Origin of the sequence: Klebsiella sp. C349492 (assembly GCF_042055345.1) — a bacterium.
Lineage (GTDB): Bacteria > Pseudomonadota > Gammaproteobacteria > Enterobacterales > Enterobacteriaceae > Klebsiella > Klebsiella scottii.
Window position 1 is genome coordinate 1,490,904 of sequence record NZ_JANQCE010000001.1, and the last position, 19,135, is coordinate 1,510,038.

Genomic DNA, 19,135 nt, shown 5'->3' on the forward strand with positions numbered 1-19,135 from the left:
CAACCTCGCTTGCCGATCCGGCCTTTCAGCGGCAGGTTCGGAGCAGTATCCAGCTCGGGCGTTCAGAGACCGGCAAACGATGTACCGCGAGGGTCGAGGGACCTATGCATTGCTATCCCGCTGACGTTGTTCAATCCGCTGATAATGGCCTCGGTGAGCATCCGGGCCTTCAGCGGGATAAAGCGCCTGGCGGGATAGAGCGCATACAGCGCAAGCGGCTGCCAGCGGTAATCCGGCAGCACCTGGATCAGCGTTCCCTGTGCCAGCTGGCTGGCCACCAGCGGCTGCTGAATGCCGCCGATCCCGCCTCCCGCTTCCAGCGCGGCAATGAGCGAAAAGCTATTGTTGGCGCGGAAAACGGCGTTCAGGCGCACGGTCTCTTTTCCGCCCGGTCCTTCCAGCGTCAGCTCATCCCCGGCGGCCAGGCCGCTGTAGCGAAGCGTCCGGTGCTGCGCCAGCTCTGACAGCCGCGACGGCGTCCCTGCCTGCTGCAGATAATGCGGCGCGGCCACCAGCACGCGCTGAACTTTAGCCAGCCGTCTGACGACCTGGCTGAGCCCGGTGGGTTCTCCCAGGCGGATGGCAAGATCGATCCCTTCGCTCACCACATCGGCAAGCCGGTCCTCCAGCATCAGCTCGACGCTTAGCTGCGGATTACGCTGCTGAAAGGCGATAACGATCGGCGTCAGAAGATGCTGGCCGATCCCGGTGGGCGCCTGCACGCGTAGCGTTCCGCTGAGTTTTTGCTGCTGGCTGAGCAAGGTCTCCTCGGTCTCGGTCAGCGCATCGAGGATCGGGCGAATCTGCTGATAGTAGCGCTCGCCCGGCTCGGTGAGGGTAACCGAGCGGGTGGTGCGCAGCAGTAACGCCACGCCGAGGCTCTGTTCGAGGGCTATGACCTGCTGGCTGACCGCCGGCTGGGTCAGCCCCAGGCTACGGGCTGCGGCCGAGAGATTGCCGGTTTCAGCCACCCGGATAAAAATTTCCATCGCTTTGAGCTTGTTCATCATCTTCACTTCAAAGGTTTTGTTATTAATCTTATTACATATGCCTATCTTCTGCCTTCATCGCTAATGAATCATGCTCTGGCTTCACTTTCGACCCGAAAAGAGGTGCTTAGCATGAAGACTCAACAACATCAGCGTTTGGCCGTGGTTGCCGGCGCCAACGGCGTCGCCGGAAACAAGCTTATCGATGAACTGGAGCAGTCCGGCTGGCAGGTCATTGGGCTGTCGCGGCGGGGAGGCATCTCGCGTCCCGGCGTGCGCTACCTGGCGGTAGACCTGCATGACCGACAGGCGACGATGGCGGTGCTGGAGCATCTGGAGGTCAGCCATCTGTTTTATGCCGCCTATCAGCATGCCGATAGCTGGGCCGGGCTGGTGGAGCCGAATCTCAATATGCTGGATAACGCGCTCAGCGCCGCCGAGCAGTCGCCCCGGCTGGCGCACGTCAGCCTGATGCAGGGCTATAAGGTCTATGGTGCGCATCTTGGCCCGTTTAAGACCCCGGCGCGCGAAAGCGACGCGGGGCATATGCCGCCGGAGTTCAACGTTGCCCAGCAGGGGCTGCTGGAGGAGCGTCAGCGAGGGAAAAGCTGGCACTGGACGGCGTTACGCCCCTCCGTCGTGGGCGGGCTATCCACCGGCAACCCGATGAATCTTGCCCTGTCGCTGGCGGTATATGCGGCTATTTGCAAGGAGTTAAACATTCCGCTGCGCTTCCCCGGCAGGCCGGGCGCCTGGCAGAGCCTGATTGAGATGACCGACTCCGGCCTGCTGGCCAAAGCGACGCTGTGGGCGGCCACCAGCGAGGCGGCTGAGAACCAGGCCTTCAACGTCAATAACGGCGATCTGTTCCGCTGGCAGGAGATGTGGCCCCGCATTGCGGCCTGGTTCGAACTGCCGGTCGCCCCGCCCCTGCCGATGTCGCTGCGGGAGGTGATGGCGGATAAAGCGGCCATCTGGCAAAAAATGGCGGCAAAATATCGGCTCAGGGAGAGCGATATCGGCCAAATTACCGGCTGGGAATTCGTCGATTTTGTTTTTAGCTGGGACTACGACATGTTCGCCGATGGCAGCAAGATCCGCCGCGCCGGCTTCCATGATTACCGTGAAACCGAGCAGATGTTCTATCAGCTGTTTACCCGGTTTCGCCAGATGAGGCTCATTCCCTGAACGACGTATGCGCTCGTCAACCCGTGCTCAATGAGCCAGGCCGCGGCTGATTCGCCGTTAGCCGGCCGCCGCCTGCTCGCATACCTGAAATTTATCATCCAGACTTAAAGCAAAGACGTAGTCTGCGCAGGCATTGTGCTTTACACTGCGCGCTGCAAAAACTCAGTAGATAAACGATTAAGTAGGCGGTAATGGCGATGAACGGAACAATCACAACCTGGTTTAAAGATAAAGGTTTTGGATTTATCAAAGATGAAAACGGCGATAACCGTTATTTTCATGTGATTAAGGTCGCCAATCCGGAGCTGATTAAGAAAGATGCGGCGGTGACTTTCGAACCCACGACCAATAACAAGGGCCTGTCGGCCTATGCGGTGAAGGTCGTCCCGGAAAGCAAATATATCTATATCGCCGGCGAGCGCATTAAGCTCACGTCGATCAAGTCTTACCTGGTCTACAGCGAAGAAGTGCCTGCCGATATCCGTATCGATAAAGAAAATGCGGTGCTCTCGGTGGGGGCGCTGATGGGGAGTATCCGGCCGAAGTCAGCCGCCGAGCCGGGTGAAATGCGCGCGCTGAAAAAACTGGCGATCACCACCTTCCAGGGAACGACGCTAATCTTCTCGGAAGATGAGATAGACGTCGATGCCACGGTGAAAATGCTCAAGGTCTGAGATCGCGCGGAGCGGCCCCGTGCCGAAGGGCCAGGGCCACGTTCGCCAAAAGCTCTCCGCCCGCAAAACTGAATGAAAAGTCCTGCAGGACTTTTCATCTGCAAGCCGCGGCAAAAGCCGGCTTACCACATCAAATCATCAGGCACTTTAAAGTCGGCGTACGGATCGTCTTCATCCTGCTCTTCCTGACTCAGCGCGCTGTTTAAGACAATACTGTTCGCATCGCGCTGCGCAATTTTATCGGCGACGACGGCGGGGATAATCGCGTATTCACTCTCGCCGCTGCCCTCAGCAATCAGGCGCGCAATAGCGAGGCGGCCGTTAATCAGCTGGGCGTGGGTCGGCTTATCAACCACGATTTTTTTAATTAAATTGTTATCGGTGAAGTTAAAATCGATATTGCCTCTTGAGACGCTGATTCGGTTCATTTCAATCAGCTGCTTCACCTGAGCCTTATACTCTTTAGATAAGGCGGCCTGTTTTTGTTGTTCGCTTAGCTGCTTATCGCGCTCAAGCTGCGCCTTTTTGTTTTCTTCCACCGCCTCTCTCGCCTCACGCGCCTGAACGCGTGATTTTTTGGCCGTTCTTTGGACTTTAGCCATTTTTTTGCTGGTCACCAGACCCGCTTTTAGCATCTGCTCTTGTAAGGTAAGTTTTGTCATTTCCGCTTCTGAACCCGTTGAATAATGCGTGGGATTATACCTGTAATTTTTGCCGATGTACCAGGCTGCTGGCGCCGGTCGGGTGAAGAAAGCGACGCCCGCGTTTATCGACTCCTTTAATCCCGGACCGACGTCCCGGATGCCTGGCGTAGCGCTTGCGTCCTTAACTCTCATTATATATTTTAATCTTCGGCCCGTGCTGCCTGCCGCTCGCTTCCTTCGGGAAAGGGTGAAAGCACGTCATTATCCCACGTTGCTTAGCTCACATCTTGTGACGATCGGGGTTTGGTAATGCGAGCGCCAAAATACCCTGACGACAGGAGAAAAGATGTTTTCGATCGAGCAGGCAAAACTTATGGCGACAAAACTGCGCAACTCGCTTGAGTCGCGCAATGTCAAAATAACCCACTCTTCCGCGCTTGAAATCGTGGCGCAGCAGCTGGGCTATAAGGACTGGAATACGGCATCGGCACGGTTAGATCCCCCGGCGGCGCCCGCGTCCGTGTCTTTTGAAAAAAGCATTCCCATTTTACGCATGTTTGACGAGCGCAAGGCGCGGGAATTCTATGTGGATTTCCTCGCCTTCAGCGTTGAATTTGAACATCGTTTTGCGGCTGACCTCCCCCTTTATATGGGCATCGGCCGAAACGGCCTGCAGCTGCACCTCTCAGAACATCACGGCGACGCCAGCCCGGGTGCGACAATTTTTATACCGATGCGCAACATTGAATTGTTCAGGGATGAGTTAAGGCACAAAAATTACGGCTACGGACGGCCAGAAATCGCGCACCAGGATTGGGGAAAAACCCTTGAGGTTCACGATCCCTTTGGCAACAGGCTGCGTTTCTGCCAAAGCTGATCCCCGCGTCATCTCTTCGCAGCGCCCCTTCCCCCGTCGATTTCCGGGGGAAATCTTGCAGGCCGGGGGCGCGTGCGACGCCGCCGTCCCCGGCCTCATCCCGGATCATGAAGATGGCTCATGTTGTAATGAAATTAAGTCGCTTTCACTCATCCAACGCCTCTGGCATAAAATACACAATATTAACTTATTGACAACATGAAGAGTGGTGGCTGAGCAAACCAACCGCTGCTGAAAAACCACCGAAGAAATTCAGTTTTCATGTCAGAACCTGGGATACAAGATCGCGATGAATAAAGACTTTACGTTTACGGTTAAGAGCACTGTTTTCGATGAAAACTATAACCCTTCTGAAAATACGCGTATTACCACCAACTTCGCGAATTTAGCCCGAGGGAAAGAGCGTCAGCAGAATTTGCGCAATACCCTGGTGATGATTGACAATCGTTTTAATACGCTGGCGCATTGGGATAACCCTAAAGGCGATCGTTATGCCGTCGAACTTGAAATTATTTCTGTTGAAATGAATCTCGAAGCCAATGGCGAAACCTTCCCGGCGATCGAAATACTGAAAACTAATATTATCGATAAAAAGACCCAGCAACGCCTTGACGGTATTGCGGGGAATAATTTCTCGTCCTACGTGAGAGATTATGACTTTAGCGTCGTGCTGTTAGAGCACAATAAGAACCAGGCACAATTTAGCATCCCGGACAACTTTGGCGTTCTGCATGGCAATATATTTAAACATTTTGTCAACTCCACCGAGTATAAAGAGAAGTTTAAAAAATCACCGGTTATATGTTTAAGTATTTCAAGTAAGGACACCTATCAGCGGACCGGCAATCAGCATCCGGTATTAGGCATCGAATACCAGCAAAATGGTTCATCTTTGACCGAAGAGTATTTTGGCAAAATGGGCTTAGCGGTTCGCTATTTCATGCCTAAAAATAGCGCCGCGCCTTTGGCCTTTTATTTCACCGGGGATTTGCTGAGTGACTACACCGATCTTGAGCTGATCGCCACCATCAGCACAATGGAGACCTTCCAAAAGATTTACCGCCCGGAGATTTACAATGCCAACTCGGCGGCAGGACAATACTATCAGCCCAACCTGAATCACCAGGATCATTCATTGACCAAAATCGTTTATGACCGGGAAGAGCGTAGCCGGCTGGCTATTGAACAGGGAAAATTTACCGAAGAGCATTTCATCAAACCATACCAGAATATTCTTGCGCAATGGTCTGCTAGCTGCCCTCTTTGATTAATAGAAAATAAAGGTCATCCATTATGAAAACGTTATTACCGACTTCAACCGCCGGCAGCTTACCTAAACCTTCCTGGCTTGCGCAGCCTGAGACCCTGTGGTCGCCGTGGAAATTGCACAATGAGGAGCTCGTCGAGGGGAAACAGGATGCTCTGCGCTTGTCCCTGGAAGACCAGCTGCGTGCGGGCATCGACATCGTCAGCGACGGCGAGCAAACGCGGCAGCACTTTGTCACCACGTTTATTGAGCATCTCAGCGGAGTTGATTTTGAGAAACGCGAGGTCGTTAAAATTCGTAATCGCTATGATGCGAGCGTGCCGACGGTGGTTGGCGCCGTGGCTCGGCAAAAGCCCGTTTTTGTCGAAGATGCCCGATTTTTACGTCAGCTGACCACTCAACCGATTAAATGGGCCCTGCCTGGCCCCATGACGATGATCGATACGCTGTACGATAACCACTACAAAAGCCGCGAAAAACTCGCCTGGGAATTCGCAAAAATTCTCAATCAGGAAGCGAAAGAGCTGGAAGCGGCCGGGGTCGATATTATTCAGTTCGATGAGCCCGCCTTTAACGTCTTTTTTGATGAGGTCAATGACTGGGGGATCGCCGCTTTAGAAAGAGCCGTTGAAGGGCTGAAATGCGAAACAGCGGTACATATCTGCTATGGATATGGCATCAAGGCCAACACCGACTGGAAAAAGACCTTAGGCTCAGAGTGGCGCCAATATGAAGAAGCGTTTCCTAAACTGCAAACCTCTAATATTGATATCATCTCCCTGGAGTGCCATAACTCGCGCGTTCCCATGGATCTGCTTGAGCTGATCCGCGGTAAAAAAGTGATGGTCGGGGCCATCGACGTGGCGACCAACACCATCGAGACGGCAGAAGAGGTCGCCGGTACCCTGCGTAAGGCGCTGCAGTTTGTCGATGCCGACAAGCTCTATCCTTCTACCAACTGCGGCATGGCTCCCCTCTCCCGCCGGGTAGCCACGGGTAAACTCCATGCCTTAAGCGCAGGCGCAGAGATCGTTCGCCGGGAACTTGCAAACAAGTAACATCGCCAGATTATTCGCCATTAAGGGATGATGGCGATACTCGCGGACAGGCCGGCGACGAGCTCGATCCCCGCCGGTAGCGTGTCTATATGGATACGTACCGGCACTCGCTGCGCAAGCCGCACCCAGCTAAAGGTCGGGTTTACCTCCGGTAGACCCAGCCCGCCCGTCTCGTCATTGCTGTCGCCTATCCCGCGTCCGATACTCTCAACGTGGCCGGTTATGGCCGGTTCAAATCCCATCAGCGCGATCTGCGCGGTATCGCCCACGCGAATATGACGCAGCTTCGTCTCATCAAAATAGCCCACAATCCAGAAGCTCTGCGCATCGATAACGGCAACGGTGGTCACTCCGGCGGTGGCGTAATCACCGGGACGCAGCCTGAGATGCGTGACGTAGCCCGCGACCGGCGCCCGAACCGTGGCGTGGGATAAGTTAAGCTGCGCCAGCTCCAGCGACGCCAGCGCGCCATGATAGTTCGCCGCCGCGACGTTCGCCGCGCTGTCCGTTTGCTGGAGATCCTCTTTTGAAATCACGCTTCTGAGCTGCGCGCGTCTACGGGCGGCATCCTGGCGCATGGACATCTCATGGCGCCTGGCTTCAACTTCGGCCTGGGCGCTGACCACCGCCAGCTTCAGCCAGTGCGGATCGATCGTATAGAGAATATCGCCCTGATTGACCCACTGATTATCCCTCACTGCCACGCCGTTTACGGGCCCGGAAACATCCGGCGCAATCCGCACCACATCCGCACGAACCCGACCATCCCGGGTCCAGGGTTTCTCGGCATAATGCTGCCACATCGTGAAAGCCAGAATGGACGCCGCCGCGACCGCGCTTAGCGTCAGCGCGTAGCGGCTCAACAGAGATAGAAATGACTTCATGCTAATAACCCCAGCTCGTTAAGTCCCTGCATAAGCAGGAAAAAGGTAAAAATATAAGTTGCGAACCCGATCAGCGGGCGAGCGGGCAAACTGCGGTACAGCCTGCTGAAAGTGAAAAGCGGCACCAGCAGCAGCGTACACGCTAAGGCCACCAGAGCGACCACCAGCAGACCGGGGACGAAGACTCCGCCAAAATTAACGTCGCTCATCATCGGATGGCTCCCTGTTTTGTTCTCTCAAGGCACAGTGCAGATCAACCAGCTCGTCTGTCAGCCGGCGCGATGGATCATCCGTCGTCGGAGAATAACGCTCAGCTATGGCTTCGATTCGCTGGCGTAACGCCGCGGTGTTTTCCCTGCGGGCCAGCCGGGAAAGCAGCTCGTCAATCTCCGTTACCGCTTCACTCCCCATCTGAAGGCGTAAACGGCGTAACCGCATAACGCAGAGCCCCACGCGCAGATGGTGCAGCATTTGGTTGAGCGCCTGCCCCGACGATTGCCGGCTTCGCTGCAGGCGCGGCAGCAGGAGCGCCGTTCGGTCGATCATCAAATTCGTCCACCGCGCCTCATCCGGCGCAAAAGTTCCCTTCAGGCTGCGCCTGACGTCGCGCCGGCAAATGCGCAGCAGACGATTGATGGCGGAGTCTGCCTGCACCGTTTGCAGCGCGCTCATGCTCACCACGGCAAAACCGGTCGCGGCAAATAGGGCGATGACCGTATTGACCGCCACGGCGAAGTCTCCGCTGTAGTGGGCGCCTAGCTCGCACAAAATGGGCAGCGTCAGCGTAATCCCCATAGCCATAAACGTGGTGGGCGGCCGCGCCTGCAGCGATCCGGCCAGTAAATAGACCGGAGCAAGCGCCGCAACCAGCACGTTGAAATCGGTAATCTGAGGAAGGAGGACGAAGCTGTAGATCAGGCTCGCCGTCACGCCATAGGCTGAGCCGACGATATACTTCACGATATGGGGTGCCGGAGTATCGAAACTGCCAAACAGCGTGCAGCAGACCCCGAGAATGGAAACCGCCGTGCCGCCATCGGGCCAGGCAGAGTAAATCCATACCAGGCAGCCGCTCAGTATTATCGTGAAAGCCCCCAGCGCGGTACGCGCAGCCGCGAGGCCGTCGCGGTGGAAAACGTAGCCCTTTACCGCCCTGCTTTCGGTCGGTATTTGCGCGGGTTGCGCATGGCGGATGGCGTCAGCGAGTCGTTCGCACTGCAGCAGCAGGCTGATTGCCTGCCGGAGATGACGGGCCAGGCTCACCTGCAGCTCTTGTGCGAACGTCTGCGCATCCGAAGCGAGCCGCGCCGTTAGCCGGGCGCTGCGTTCTTCCAGCGCTTCTCCCGCTATTTTTCGCTCTCCCGCCTCCTCGCAGGCCAGCCATTTTATGACATCGTCCAGCAGCCGCTGCAGGTCGCCAGGTACGGCATCGATCGTCTGCAGGCGATCGCGCAATTCGCCGCTGACCACCAGCAGCTGCGCCAGCCGGTCATGGATGGCTTTTCTCCCCTTCAGGGCGGAACCCGGGAGCGCAAAGTCATAGGGGAGATGGTGATTGACCCCCTGCAGGAACTGCAGCGCCAGCGCCAGCCGCAGACTCTCTGAGGCCTCATCGGGTTTACCCGTTAGCGCGCGGGCGATCGTCTGGCGTACAGAACCCAGCGTTTCCGCTACCTTGCCGTTAAACAGTCCTGATAGCCGTTTTGGCAAAACGTACCTGTGGACAAGGGCGGCGCAGAGGATGCCGATCGCGATCTCCTGCACCCGGGTGATGGCGACATCAAAAATTGTGCCGGGAGCGAGTACCGCGGGAAAGCCAATCAGGCTGGCGGTGTAACCGGCCAATACATAGGCATAAGCGCGGGGCGTGCGTTCAAGCAGCGACAGGAAAAGACAGAAGGTAATCCAGCCGGTGAGCACCACGCTGCAAACTATCGGCGTATTGACAAAAACCGGCACGATTAAAACGGTTGCCCCGGCGCCCGCCAGCGTCCCTGTCAGACGATAGACGCATCTGCTCAGCGACGCGCCAACCGACGTTTGCGACACAATATAGACGGTAATGATGGCCCAGGAGGGCCTTTCCAGGCCAATAGATAAGGCGATGTAATAAGCCAGCATCGCGGCCGCAAAGCTCCTGGCGGAGTACAGCAAGGCATTGGCATCGCTCAGGAAGGCGGGCGAGGCCAGTATCGCTCCCGCACGACGGAAGACTACGCTTTTAGCCCGCAGCAGGCGGGACGGACGAACGTATATTTTGCTCATACCGGCAATTATTACCGGCTTGTACATCTCATTAAATACTATATTCTGTCAAAAAATCCCTAAATACTGCCAATACGATGCAACCTCAATACGCCACCACCTTCTTTGATCCTGACGCCGCCGGGTGCCCGGCGGTCGCCCGGCATCTTGATTTCGTTGACTACGCCGCGGAAGTGCCGGTCCACACCCACCGTAAGGGGCAGCTGATCATCGCGCTTTACGGCGCCGTTATCTGTCGCGCGGAAAATAACCTGTGGATCGTCCCCCCCGACTGTGCCGTGTGGATCCCCGGCGGCATCCCCCATAGCGCTAAAGCCACCTGGAATGCGCACCTCAACTATTTATTTATTGAACCCGGGGCCGCGGCGCTCCCGGATAGCTGCTGTACCCTCGAGGTTTCTCCGCTGATCAAAGAGCTGGTCGAGCGGTTAACCCGCGAGGACGTCGGGTATCCAGCGGATAGCCATGCGGCCAGGCTGACCCGGGTGACGCTCGATGAGTTAGCCGCTATGCCGCAGCAGAACTTCAGCCTGCCGGTCTCAGCCAATGCCAAAATACGCGCTATGGCCGATGCGCTGGTGAGCCATCCGGAAGATCGCAGCACGCAGCAAGAGTGGGCGAAGCGGCTGGCGCTCAGCGAGCGCTCGTTGGCGCGGTTGATGCAGCGGGAGACGGGACTGACCTTCGGGCGCTGGCGCCAGCAGCTGCATTTGATTATTGCGCTACAGGAGCTGGCCAGCGGTACGTCCGTACAAAACGTCGCGACGCAATTAGGCTATGAGTCCGTTAATGCCTTCATAACCATGTTCAGAAAAATGATGGGCAGCACGCCGGCGCACTATTTTGCCGAACGCAAAAAGGCGGCTTCCTGACCCTCGCGCGCGGATGAACCGCGGTTAAGCATATTCGCCCGTTTCCTTGCGGCATTCCTGCAAGATCGCGGCCCTGCTAACACTGAAGATATTTTTTCTGGCATATTTATGTGCTATGGGTATTTCGCCGCACCAACAACGAAGATAGCCATCGGCAACCCCGTTTATCTTATTGATTTGAGGAGTATCATGAACAATGTCATTCTCAGCATCATCGCGAAAATCTCTTCTATGGACGCGGAGAGCAAACAGCTTGCGGCTCAGGTTGAAGCACAGTCTTTACTGATCAGCGCCTTAATGCTTGCCATCGGCAAAGAAGGCGGCGTATCAGAACTGGTAGGCAGCGTCTCTAAGGCGATAAATTCGGTTCTTGAATCTTCCGAAGACCTCCTGAAAACGGACGCTGAGCTTCTTTTGACAAAATTCCATGAGCAAATCGCGCTAACGCAGCTGATCAGCACGCATGGCGATGAGATAAACCAGGAAGCGGCGGATAGCTCCTCCCCTTCATCCGATCAGCGCCCTGATTGAGCTCACGCGCCAATAGCTGGCCGATAAAACAAAAGCCACCCAGGCAAATCATCGTTGACGCGAAAACAGGCTCAGTAGCGGCCAGTTTGGTTAGCAGGGCTGAGGGGAATTTTTGCGCGGCATAAGAAACGGGAGCCATCGCCAGGAACGCTATCGCGCATTAATCGGCCGGACCGTAAATAATAGTGGGGGCAGCCCTCAGGCCGCCCACCATTAATTAAAACGACATGGTTACGCCGGCGTAATAAGCGCGACCCGGTTCGTTATAGGTTGAAGCCCCCGCGTTCTCACGGTAGATCTGCTTATCAAACAGGTTGTTGATACCCGCATTGGCGCGCAGATTTTTGGTGATATCGTAGTTAACGTTCAGGCCAACGATGGAATAAGGACTAATTTCACGTTGTGAAAGACCGTTATTGTTTTCAAGGGACGTTTCCGCATACTGGCGTGGTTTCTGGCGGCCATATTGCGTCCAGTTAACGTTCGCGCTCAGATCTTCAGTGGCCTGCCATTCCAGCTGGGAGTTGATGGTAAATTCCGGGATCACCGACAGCGGATTGCCGGTCTTCTTGCTTTCAGAACGGAACATGTAGGTGGCGTTAGAGCGCCACTCCAGCGTATCGGCAATCAGAGGAATGGTCAGGTTGCCTTCCAGCCCTTCAACGATGGCTTTACCCCCGTTCTCCCACTGCAGCACGTTATAGGTGCCGTTGGTGTAAATGACCGAGGTGCCGGACACGATTTTGTTTTTGTAGTCATTGCGGAAGTAGGTAATGCCAGCGGCGTAGCCGGCATGACTGAATTCAATCCCCACCTCTTTGTTCACGCTAATTTCAGGATCGAGATTATCGTTACCCAGTAAATAACATTGACTGAGGCCAATCGGGCAACCGTTGCCGCGCGTAGAAAGCAGGTAGCCCGGCGTTGACTGATACAGATTTGGTGCCTTGAACGAGCGTGCAATACCGGCTTTCATGGTGAAATATTCCCCCAGTCCCTGCGAAATATTCAGGCCTGGACTCCAGTTCGCTCCGAAATTATCGTGATAGTCAAAGCGCAGCCCCGGAATAATCTCGGTGCTGTCGGTCGCGGCAATATTATCCTCGAAATAGAGCGAGCTAATCGTTGCGGAATTTTTACTGCTGCGTTGAGAAGGATCGCCTGAGCTACCCGGTAAATAGAAGTTAGTGCTTGACGACTGCATGGAGGCCGGATCGTTGAGCTCATCGCGGTTCCACTCCGCGCCCAGGGTCACCGTTTGATCAACCAGCAGCTGCAGCGGGAAGTTGATTTCCCCGCCCGCGCGATAGCTTTCGAGACGGCTGGTCGAATAGACATCGCTGTTGATCATCCCTTCAACGCTGCCGGCAGTACCTTCTTTTAAACGCGTGTTATTGGTCTTTTCATAGTTAAAATTAAGTCTGGACGTTCCCCAATCCCAAATACCGTTGTGGGTGATGCCATAGTTTTGGCGATATAAACGGTTGGTTTCATTGCCATACAGCGATTCAACTAAACCGCCAGCGCTGCTATTACCATTGCTGTTTTGCGTATCACCCGCATAAATATTGCCCTGACGGCTATAGCTATAGGAGAAATCAACGATCTGGGCTGGCGTCATTTTCCAGGACAGCACGCCGCTGATATCTTTATTACGCACGCCTTCGCGACCGGCAGCATAGGAGCCGTTTTGTGCGGTATTGATGTCATAGGCATCGGCATCGGTGCGGTTGATATTGCCATACAGACGCATCGTTAGCGCGTCACCCGCCAGCGGGCCGCTGAGGTTGAAGTTCGCGCGGCGGGTGTCACCTTCTTTGCTGTTTTCCGGCTGATTGGTGAAAAGTGACAGCGAGCCGTGCCAGTCATTGGTGGGGCGTTTAGTAATAATATTTACCACGCCACCCGCAGCGCCAGAACCATAGCGGGCCGCTGCCGGGCCGCGGATCACTTCAATACGTTCCACCATTTCCGCTGGCACCCAGTTGGTATCGCCGCGAGAATCGCGTTCGCCGCGCCAGCTGTAGCGCACGGAGTTACGAGAACTCACCGGCACGCCATCAACCAGCACCAGGGTATTTTCCGGCCCCATACCACGGATATCGATTTGACGGTTGTTACCGCGGCTGCCGCTGGCGCCATTGCCGGTCAGGTTCACGCCGGGCATTTTGCGGATGATGTCGGAGAGATCGTTCACGGGAGGGCTTTTTTGAATGTCTTCTTCGGTGATGATCGAGACGCCGGGCTGCTGTTTCAGGCCCTGCTCAGCGGTGACGAGCATCGTTTCATCGTCAGCCAGTTTCTCCGTGGGTTCTTCCGCAAAAGCCGGTGAGGTGAGGAAGCCAGCCAAAAACAGCGCAATCGGGCGCTTCTTACATAAAGTTACATTCACTTAGATAATCCCCAGAAGAGTTAATATTTGTAAGTAAATGCTTATGATAATGAGAATGATTATCACTGTACACACAGTGAAATAGCTCCTCCTTTTTTTCTACATTATTTGATGGCTTTGCGCTTTATATGTAAATAAACGTAAGTGCGCTAATAAGTAAAATCGCAAAACGACACCTATAATAAGCAGGCAAAAAAAAGTCACTAATATGCTTATAAATCATAGCAATGGGAATAGTAATAACGTATTGAAATTATCTGGTTTTTCATTTAACTTCGGCGTTACGCCTGAAACAGCGTCCCTGGGTGCGGGTAAATTGAGGAGAAACTGTGCTCAGGATCATACAAACCTTTACATTGATCGTCATTATTTCGCTGATGCGTTCCCTCATCAACAATAGTGCACGGGTTACCGCCTGGTAACGCCGTAATACCGGTCGGGTGAATCAGTTAAATCTGAGGTTGTGACCTGGCCTCGCTCATAATCAGGAATTTCCGGTCAGGGCCCAGGGTCAAATAGCCTTTTCACTATCGTGGATATAGTGAGCCAACTTAATTTTGAATAAAGCGCAAACTGAGCAGAGATGCCTGACCGGGTTAATAGAGGAAGCATGCGAAATTGTTTTACGCTTTTACCCGCGAGGTAAGTCGCTTTAAGATGATTTTAAGTAAGAAAAAAACCGGATAATTGAAACTAATAAAAGTCAAAAATGAACAGCATATAATAAAAAACGGGAGCTCATTGGCTCCCGTTTTTGTCTAACCCAGAAACTGGATTACATGTTCGCGATAATCGCGTCGCCAAACTCGCTACATTTCAGCAGTTTAGCGCCTTCCATCAGACGTTCAAAGTCATAGGTCACGGTCTTAGCGGCGATAGCGCCTTCGGTGCCTTTAACGATCAGGTCTGCGGCTTCGAACCACTGCAGGTGGCGCAGCAGTATTACTCTAAAAGTCACATAACATTATGTTTATAATGCGTTTTAGTGGGTTGCAACGCGTTAAGTTATTGCATTCCATCGTAACTTTAACGTATTGATATATATTAATAAAATTAGTTTTGCAGAAGTATCTCTGATGATTAATGCATCAAGCACCCGACCATCGTCTAATCATACATCAGTGAAGACGTCGCCATCTCTTGACTATACCTTTCACCTAACGACAAACCAGTGCCCATGATTGACATACTCAACACCAGCGTCCATCGCCAGCAGATAGATGCCAGCCAATACCACGAAAATAATTGTTTCGACATTATTTTTTATTTTTGACAGCATATATCTATATTGCCTCATATAATTATCACATCTTCTATTATACTTCATGAGTGCAAAACAGCAGTAAAACGAAAACCTGTCTATCTGACAGTGCTCGATATTATAAAATACAAATTTTGATCTCGTGTTAATATCACAATAAAAATGATAAGCATCTGTGAATAATTTTTATTTTATTGTTTCATAAACAGTATCAAATTGTAATTAATGACAAGAATGAACAATTTGTTGATGCCCTGTTGATTATTATTTAGGTAATTTCATTATCAGCTAATGGAAATACACCATTTGCTGGATTAATTCTGTAACTGCTGTTTTGCCTCAGTATGTGATTCCTGGTGCTGAGGCTCTTTTTCTTATTATTTCATATACTCACATCACCTCTATTTTGATATGCAACCATCAATCATACCTACCAGTATATAATTGAAAATAAATTGTTAAAATATTCAAAACACATCAAACCTATGATGAACAGAAATATACAACACAAGATGTAGTATCGTTTATAACTCCGCACTACTAATGGATAGAGTATTTTTTATAAACATCAGTCGTATACGTTTCGTTTAAATAAAATATGGATGATTATACGAATGATTCTCTTTTTAGGAATGATTGACATGTAGGCAATAACACAACCTCGTAACAATATACAAATATTTTCACACATTCATAACAAGGCTTTTTATGACTACCCTAAAAGGAATCAAACCAGGAATCGATCTTTCCCCTGTTAAGATCGGTCTTGCACTCGCCATTTCAATGCTCTTAATGAATATAATCATGGGAATATTGTTCGGCGTATGCGATGAGTTTTTCAAAAATTATATCCACTCAGGTATGTCGCTACATCCCGATCTTTTCCCCAATGCAAAAAAAGATAGCATCACAATGTGGAAGATGGTGCAACGCGCTCATTATCATGCGGGTGGAATCGGCGCTTATGTGCTGGGCATGGTCATCATTACTGCATTAACAGACATGAGCTATTTGAGAAAAAAAATAACGTCCATCCTTTTGGGACTGTCCGTATTTTATCCCCTTGCCTGGCTTGCTATGTTCTTCTACGCCCCTGTGATCGGGAAAAAAGCAGCCCATAGCGTACTACCGGTAGAATTATTGACACATGTAGGATGTGGAGGACTAATTTTAGGAATAATATCATTGCTTTCCTGGTTGTTCATACCAAAAAAAATCATCAGGCAGGCAATCGCCTCTGACAAAAAAACGAAGCCTAAATAATGTTTAAGGCCGCAGACTTGCGGCCTTATTCAGATTCTAATCACATACTAAAATAGCAATTGGTTGTCATCAACTCATTAACTGTTTTCTAAATCTAAATTGAGAGGGCATCATTGTTGGACAGAAAGAAAACTAACATTATCGAAAAAATCATCACAAAACGACGGTCTTCCCCCCTGCAATGTAATATTTTGTCTATACTTTCGTCATTGACGATACATAATGAAGGAGCAGTGACTCTCCGTACGATCCGAACGTTACTGAGTGAAAAAATGTCTTGTCCGATACATGTCTCGAGCCTTCAAAGTTCTTGCCAGAGAATGGAATACTCGGGCTTGTTAAATCTGACACACATTTATGGTGATAAATTAGCCATCAGGTTAACTCCTTTCGGCAGATTGATTGCTGCGCGGATCGTTGAAGAAGGGGATGGATCAAATCTCGCATCTAAAAAAAGCCGACAATTTCTCTCGACTCAATTATCTTATAATCCTCCTGACTGGTGGATTAAAGGTCTGCCTGAGTGGTACAAGACTTGATGGACAGAACTGATACCAGACGTCAGAATAGACGATGAAAGTGTACCTGATAATGGACTGCGAAGACGGTTAACTCATCATACTGGGCCAGACTGTATTACCAGGGCCAGCGAGAAAAAGGAAAATCGCATCAAGCAGCTATCCGGGCTTTGGTGTTTAAATGGATAAGGATAATTTACCGCTGCTGGAAGGCCAAAACCCGGTACGACGAAGCGAAATATTTGCTGGCACTGGAAGCGCGAAAGTCGCCCTTACTAAAGCCATAAAAACTTGTCGAATATCTCAGGGCGTGAAGCAGACATTCACTCCGTAGTCTCTCAAGTGGTAGATTAAAACCGTACCGACAACAGGTTAAAAATGCAGAGTGTTTATGCTATCGTCACTGTGAATTTGTATAGTTATCATGGACATCATAAGATGAAGAAAGTTATCTTATTCCTTTGCCAGGGATTAGAAGAGTATGAGGCTAGTGTATTCACAGATACCATTGGCTGGACAACAACATACGGATTAGAACCCATAAAATTAGTGACAGTTGGTCTACGTCAAAAAGTTAAATGCGCCTGGAATTTCACTATCGAACCAGAATATCAACTACATGAAATTGATGATGATGGCTTTGACGCCATAGCTATTCCAGGGGGGATGAGTCGGGCCGGCTTTTATGAAGATGCATTTGATGAGCGGCTTCTAAATCTTATCCGAAAATTTAACGCAAAAAACAAAATTATTGCTTCTGTTTGCGTAGGTGCCTTAGCAATTGCAAAGAGTGGCGCTCTACAAGGAAGAGCGGGCACAACGTATCATCTGAGCAGTAAGCGTCAAGCGCAGTTGCTAGAAATGGGAGTCAATGTTGTTCAGCGCCCCATAGTGGTGGACGGAAATATTATTACGTCTCAGAGTCCGGCAACAGCTATTAATGTTGCATTTACTTTAATAGAAAAGCTGACATCAAGAGCTAATGTTGAACGAATAAAAGAAGGAATGGGATTTGAATCCCTCTCTATCGATCCATCCGGAATAATGTAGTCCGCCTTTCAAAGCAGATTGTCAGATTTGATTGTGTGCTGTTAGTGAAAACCGTCAGATCAAGTCTGAGCTAATACATTAAACAGCCCTGATTTGTATTATTACTTCCCCGCCCCTCACACCTGATGAGGGGCTTTTTTCAGCATGTTGTTCAGCTCACTATCTGGACAGCCGCTCCTCGAGCGTTTCCACCCGCGCCAGCAGTTCCTTGTTCGCTGCCAGCAGCAGGCCCAGCACTGCCAGCGGATCCAGCGCCTTGTGGCCGTCGCTCAGTGTGTTCACCAGCTCCGGCAGCACCTTTTCTACCTCCTGCGCGATTGCCAGTTCCTCATCGCCCATATTTTGCAGAATGAGACGGCGGCGGTAGGCCGGGTCGGCCAGTTTTTGCGGATCCTCGTCCGGCAGGCGGCGCAGGGTCATCTGCGGATTAACCTCGTGTTTCAGTTACATGAGTCAAATACGAAAGGATGTGAATGATTTCATTGCGTTTTAGCTATAGAATTGAAATGGGAAATCTTTGGATGCAATAGAACGTGCAATACATTGATGAAAGCCATCGCACATTTAACAAGAGGAATCTATGTACTCACCCCACAGAATGCATGAACGTTCGACATTTTTTAAGTATATGCCGTTGAATACGGGAAAGATTGTTCTTGATTCATGTAGCCTTAGATGGAGTTCCCCGGTCATATTTAATGATCCCTTTGATGTTCCAAGAGAAGTCATGGCAGGAATTAACGAGGTTAATATCGGTAAAGCTTTAGCTCGCAAGTTGATAGCAGAATTGATTAATCCTGGAGAAGACACCCAAAATTTAAATCCAAGAATTAGAACGATGTTAGGTGTTTACCAAACGCTATTTCCTTTAGGCATACCAGCGGAATTGATTGAAAAATTTCAAGAAACAGTAGATGCCCCACCTGTTGGACTTGGCGCTCCTGCGGCAATACAAGAAATGAGTGAGCTGTAGCTGAAAATGAAACTCGTCGCGCCTTGATCAGTAGCATCCGACGGCTCAGCGTGAATATCTCTGCCAGCTGCTTTATTGTCACCAGACTTTCGCTGCGGTTCATTATGTCCATGATATCCATCAGCTCCTGATGAGCTTTGTCCGGATATATGAGTTCAGCGGCTTCCCTTCCATCAGATCGTTGTATTCATTAGCCTGCTGCATTTTGTTTTCCTTACACCTTGGCCAGTGACTAAACCGAGATGCCGATGCCGGCGAACACAGCCATTTGAGAACATCGATATCCAGTACGCCCGTTTTTTAGGCCTGCACCTGTGTCTGGCTGGCGGTATCGATCTAAAGGCAGAGACATAAATCACTTTCCCTGCGGTTCTGCCGGGCGTTCCTAACCCAAGCCCAGCCACGGGGTCACCTTCAGCTTCTGTTCCG

Annotated in this window: 16 protein-coding genes and 3 pseudogenes; 11 read left to right on the plus strand and 8 right to left on the minus strand. The window is 51.5% G+C overall.

The window, feature by feature from the left end; genetic code table 11:
• Nucleotides 1–62 precede the first annotated feature (62 nt).
• On the minus strand, nucleotides 63–1,010 hold the full coding sequence (locus NWP14_RS07030; RefSeq protein ID WP_375215040.1) for a LysR family transcriptional regulator: 948 nt from the start codon (nucleotides 1,008–1,010) through the stop codon (nucleotides 63–65).
• Nucleotides 1,011–1,121: 111 nt separating this feature from the next.
• Between NWP14_RS07030 and NWP14_RS07035 the strand changes: the two genes are divergently transcribed.
• Both NWP14_RS07035 and NWP14_RS07040 read left to right on the plus strand, forming a co-directional pair.
• Nucleotides 1,122–2,177 carry an SDR family oxidoreductase gene (locus NWP14_RS07035; protein ID WP_375215041.1) on the plus strand — a complete coding sequence of 352 codons (1,056 nt, stop codon included), beginning with the start codon at nucleotides 1,122–1,124 and terminating at the stop codon, nucleotides 2,175–2,177.
• Between the two features lie 191 nt (nucleotides 2,178–2,368).
• Entirely contained in the window at nucleotides 2,369–2,851 is a 483-nt protein-coding gene (locus NWP14_RS07040; RefSeq protein ID WP_095096609.1) for a cold-shock protein, read from the plus strand.
• Between the two features lie 122 nt (nucleotides 2,852–2,973).
• Here the strand turns inward: NWP14_RS07040 and NWP14_RS07045 are convergent, their stop codons facing one another.
• Entirely contained in the window at nucleotides 2,974–3,513 is a 540-nt protein-coding gene (locus tag NWP14_RS07045; RefSeq protein WP_095096606.1) for a DUF2058 domain-containing protein, read from the minus strand.
• Nucleotides 3,514–3,841: 328 nt separating this feature from the next.
• On the opposite strand from NWP14_RS07045, the gene NWP14_RS07050 reads away from it, so the two are divergent.
• From NWP14_RS07050 to NWP14_RS07060, 3 genes are all read left to right on the plus strand, one after another.
• On the plus strand, nucleotides 3,842–4,372 hold the full coding sequence (locus NWP14_RS07050) for a glyoxalase superfamily protein (protein WP_331835487.1): 531 nt from the start codon (nucleotides 3,842–3,844) through the stop codon (nucleotides 4,370–4,372).
• A gap of 289 nt (nucleotides 4,373–4,661) precedes the next feature.
• On the plus strand, nucleotides 4,662–5,639 hold the full coding sequence (locus NWP14_RS07055; RefSeq protein WP_375215042.1) for a DUF1852 domain-containing protein: 978 nt from the start codon (nucleotides 4,662–4,664) through the stop codon (nucleotides 5,637–5,639).
• Between the two features lie 26 nt (nucleotides 5,640–5,665).
• Nucleotides 5,666–6,697, plus strand: coding sequence for a methionine synthase (locus NWP14_RS07060; RefSeq protein WP_331850504.1), 1,032 nt, complete (start codon nucleotides 5,666–5,668; stop codon nucleotides 6,695–6,697).
• Nucleotides 6,698–6,717: 20 nt separating this feature from the next.
• On the opposite strand, the gene NWP14_RS07065 is transcribed toward NWP14_RS07060, so the two are convergent.
• Genes NWP14_RS07065 through NWP14_RS07075 form a run of 3 tightly spaced genes read right to left on the minus strand, consistent with a single transcriptional unit; the run spans nucleotide 6,718 to nucleotide 9,846 of the window.
• Nucleotides 6,718–7,581: an efflux RND transporter periplasmic adaptor subunit gene (locus NWP14_RS07065; protein WP_375215043.1), complete on the minus strand. Its 864-nt coding sequence runs from the start codon at nucleotides 7,579–7,581 to the stop codon at nucleotides 6,718–6,720.
• Nucleotides 7,578–7,793, minus strand: a complete 216-nt coding sequence (locus NWP14_RS07070; RefSeq protein ID WP_375215044.1) for a DUF1656 domain-containing protein — start codon at nucleotides 7,791–7,793, stop codon at nucleotides 7,578–7,580. The genes NWP14_RS07065 and NWP14_RS07070 overlap by 4 nt, the downstream gene beginning before the upstream one ends.
• A complete protein-coding gene (locus NWP14_RS07075) occupies nucleotides 7,777–9,846 on the minus strand; it encodes an FUSC family protein (RefSeq protein WP_375215045.1) in 2,070 nt (689 codons plus the stop codon). Before NWP14_RS07075 ends, NWP14_RS07070 begins: the two co-directional genes overlap by 17 nt.
• 77 nt (nucleotides 9,847–9,923) lie before the next feature.
• Between NWP14_RS07075 and NWP14_RS07080 the strand changes: the two genes are divergently transcribed.
• Entirely contained in the window at nucleotides 9,924–10,718 is a 795-nt protein-coding gene (locus NWP14_RS07080; protein ID WP_331835492.1) for a helix-turn-helix transcriptional regulator, read from the plus strand.
• 189 nt (nucleotides 10,719–10,907) lie between these two features.
• Nucleotides 10,908–11,249 carry an anti-adapter protein IraP gene (gene iraP, locus NWP14_RS07085; RefSeq protein WP_375215046.1) on the plus strand — a complete coding sequence of 114 codons (342 nt, stop codon included), beginning with the start codon at nucleotides 10,908–10,910 and terminating at the stop codon, nucleotides 11,247–11,249.
• Between the two features lie 217 nt (nucleotides 11,250–11,466).
• Here the strand turns inward: iraP and NWP14_RS07090 are convergent, their stop codons facing one another.
• Both NWP14_RS07090 and NWP14_RS07095 read right to left on the minus strand, forming a co-directional pair.
• Nucleotides 11,467–13,641, minus strand: a complete 2,175-nt coding sequence (locus NWP14_RS07090; protein WP_375215047.1) for a TonB-dependent siderophore receptor — start codon at nucleotides 13,639–13,641, stop codon at nucleotides 11,467–11,469.
• Between the two features lie 775 nt (nucleotides 13,642–14,416).
• Nucleotides 14,417–14,584: pseudogene (locus NWP14_RS07095) on the minus strand (NADP-dependent isocitrate dehydrogenase); the annotation flags it as partial.
• A gap of 1,026 nt (nucleotides 14,585–15,610) precedes the next feature.
• On the opposite strand from NWP14_RS07095, the gene NWP14_RS07100 reads away from it, so the two are divergent.
• The 3 genes and pseudogenes from NWP14_RS07100 (at nucleotide 15,611) to NWP14_RS07110 (ending at nucleotide 17,733) form a co-directional block, all read left to right on the plus strand.
• Entirely contained in the window at nucleotides 15,611–16,165 is a 555-nt protein-coding gene (locus NWP14_RS07100; RefSeq protein WP_375215048.1) for a hypothetical protein, read from the plus strand.
• Nucleotides 16,166–16,775: 610 nt separating this feature from the next.
• Nucleotides 16,776–16,970: pseudogene (locus tag NWP14_RS07105) on the plus strand (IS110 family transposase); the annotation flags it as partial.
• A 151-nt stretch (nucleotides 16,971–17,121) separates the two neighbouring features.
• The gene (locus NWP14_RS07110; protein ID WP_375215049.1) at nucleotides 17,122–17,733 is read left to right on the plus strand and encodes a DJ-1/PfpI family protein; all 612 of its coding nucleotides are present in this window, start codon (nucleotides 17,122–17,124) and stop codon (nucleotides 17,731–17,733) included.
• A gap of 234 nt (nucleotides 17,734–17,967) precedes the next feature.
• On the opposite strand, the pseudogene NWP14_RS07115 reads toward NWP14_RS07110, so the two are convergent.
• Nucleotides 17,968–18,174: pseudogene (locus NWP14_RS07115) on the minus strand (major capsid protein E); the annotation flags it as partial.
• Nucleotides 18,175–18,460: 286 nt separating this feature from the next.
• On the opposite strand from NWP14_RS07115, the gene NWP14_RS07120 reads away from it, so the two are divergent.
• On the plus strand, nucleotides 18,461–18,706 hold the full coding sequence (locus tag NWP14_RS07120; protein ID WP_223261750.1) for a hypothetical protein: 246 nt from the start codon (nucleotides 18,461–18,463) through the stop codon (nucleotides 18,704–18,706).
• Nucleotides 18,707–19,135: the final 429 nt, after the last annotated feature.

Excerpts from the sequence above, each read along its gene's own strand:
- NWP14_RS07030 (WP_375215040.1), bottom strand. The coding sequence starts at position 1,010 with ATGATGAACAAGCTCAAAGCGATGGAAATTTTTATCCGGGTGGCTGAA.
- NWP14_RS07035 (WP_375215041.1), top strand. The coding sequence starts at position 1,122 with ATGAAGACTCAACAACATCAGCGTTTGGCCGTGGTTGCCGGCGCCAAC.
- NWP14_RS07040 (WP_095096609.1), top strand. The coding sequence starts at position 2,369 with ATGGCGATGAACGGAACAATCACAACCTGGTTTAAAGATAAAGGTTTT.
- NWP14_RS07045 (WP_095096606.1), bottom strand. The coding sequence starts at position 3,513 with ATGACAAAACTTACCTTACAAGAGCAGATGCTAAAAGCGGGTCTGGTG.
- NWP14_RS07050 (WP_331835487.1), top strand. The coding sequence starts at position 3,842 with ATGTTTTCGATCGAGCAGGCAAAACTTATGGCGACAAAACTGCGCAAC.
- NWP14_RS07055 (WP_375215042.1), top strand. The coding sequence starts at position 4,662 with ATGAATAAAGACTTTACGTTTACGGTTAAGAGCACTGTTTTCGATGAA.
- NWP14_RS07060 (WP_331850504.1), top strand. The coding sequence starts at position 5,666 with ATGAAAACGTTATTACCGACTTCAACCGCCGGCAGCTTACCTAAACCT.
- NWP14_RS07065 (WP_375215043.1), bottom strand. The coding sequence starts at position 7,581 with ATGAAGTCATTTCTATCTCTGTTGAGCCGCTACGCGCTGACGCTAAGC.
- NWP14_RS07070 (WP_375215044.1), bottom strand. The coding sequence starts at position 7,793 with ATGATGAGCGACGTTAATTTTGGCGGAGTCTTCGTCCCCGGTCTGCTG.
- NWP14_RS07075 (WP_375215045.1), bottom strand. The coding sequence starts at position 9,846 with ATGAGCAAAATATACGTTCGTCCGTCCCGCCTGCTGCGGGCTAAAAGC.
- NWP14_RS07080 (WP_331835492.1), top strand. The coding sequence starts at position 9,924 with ATGCAACCTCAATACGCCACCACCTTCTTTGATCCTGACGCCGCCGGG.
- iraP (WP_375215046.1), top strand. The coding sequence starts at position 10,908 with ATGAACAATGTCATTCTCAGCATCATCGCGAAAATCTCTTCTATGGAC.
- NWP14_RS07100 (WP_375215048.1), top strand. The coding sequence starts at position 15,611 with ATGACTACCCTAAAAGGAATCAAACCAGGAATCGATCTTTCCCCTGTT.
- NWP14_RS07110 (WP_375215049.1), top strand. The coding sequence starts at position 17,122 with ATGAAGAAAGTTATCTTATTCCTTTGCCAGGGATTAGAAGAGTATGAG.
- NWP14_RS07120 (WP_223261750.1), top strand. The coding sequence starts at position 18,461 with ATGGCAGGAATTAACGAGGTTAATATCGGTAAAGCTTTAGCTCGCAAG.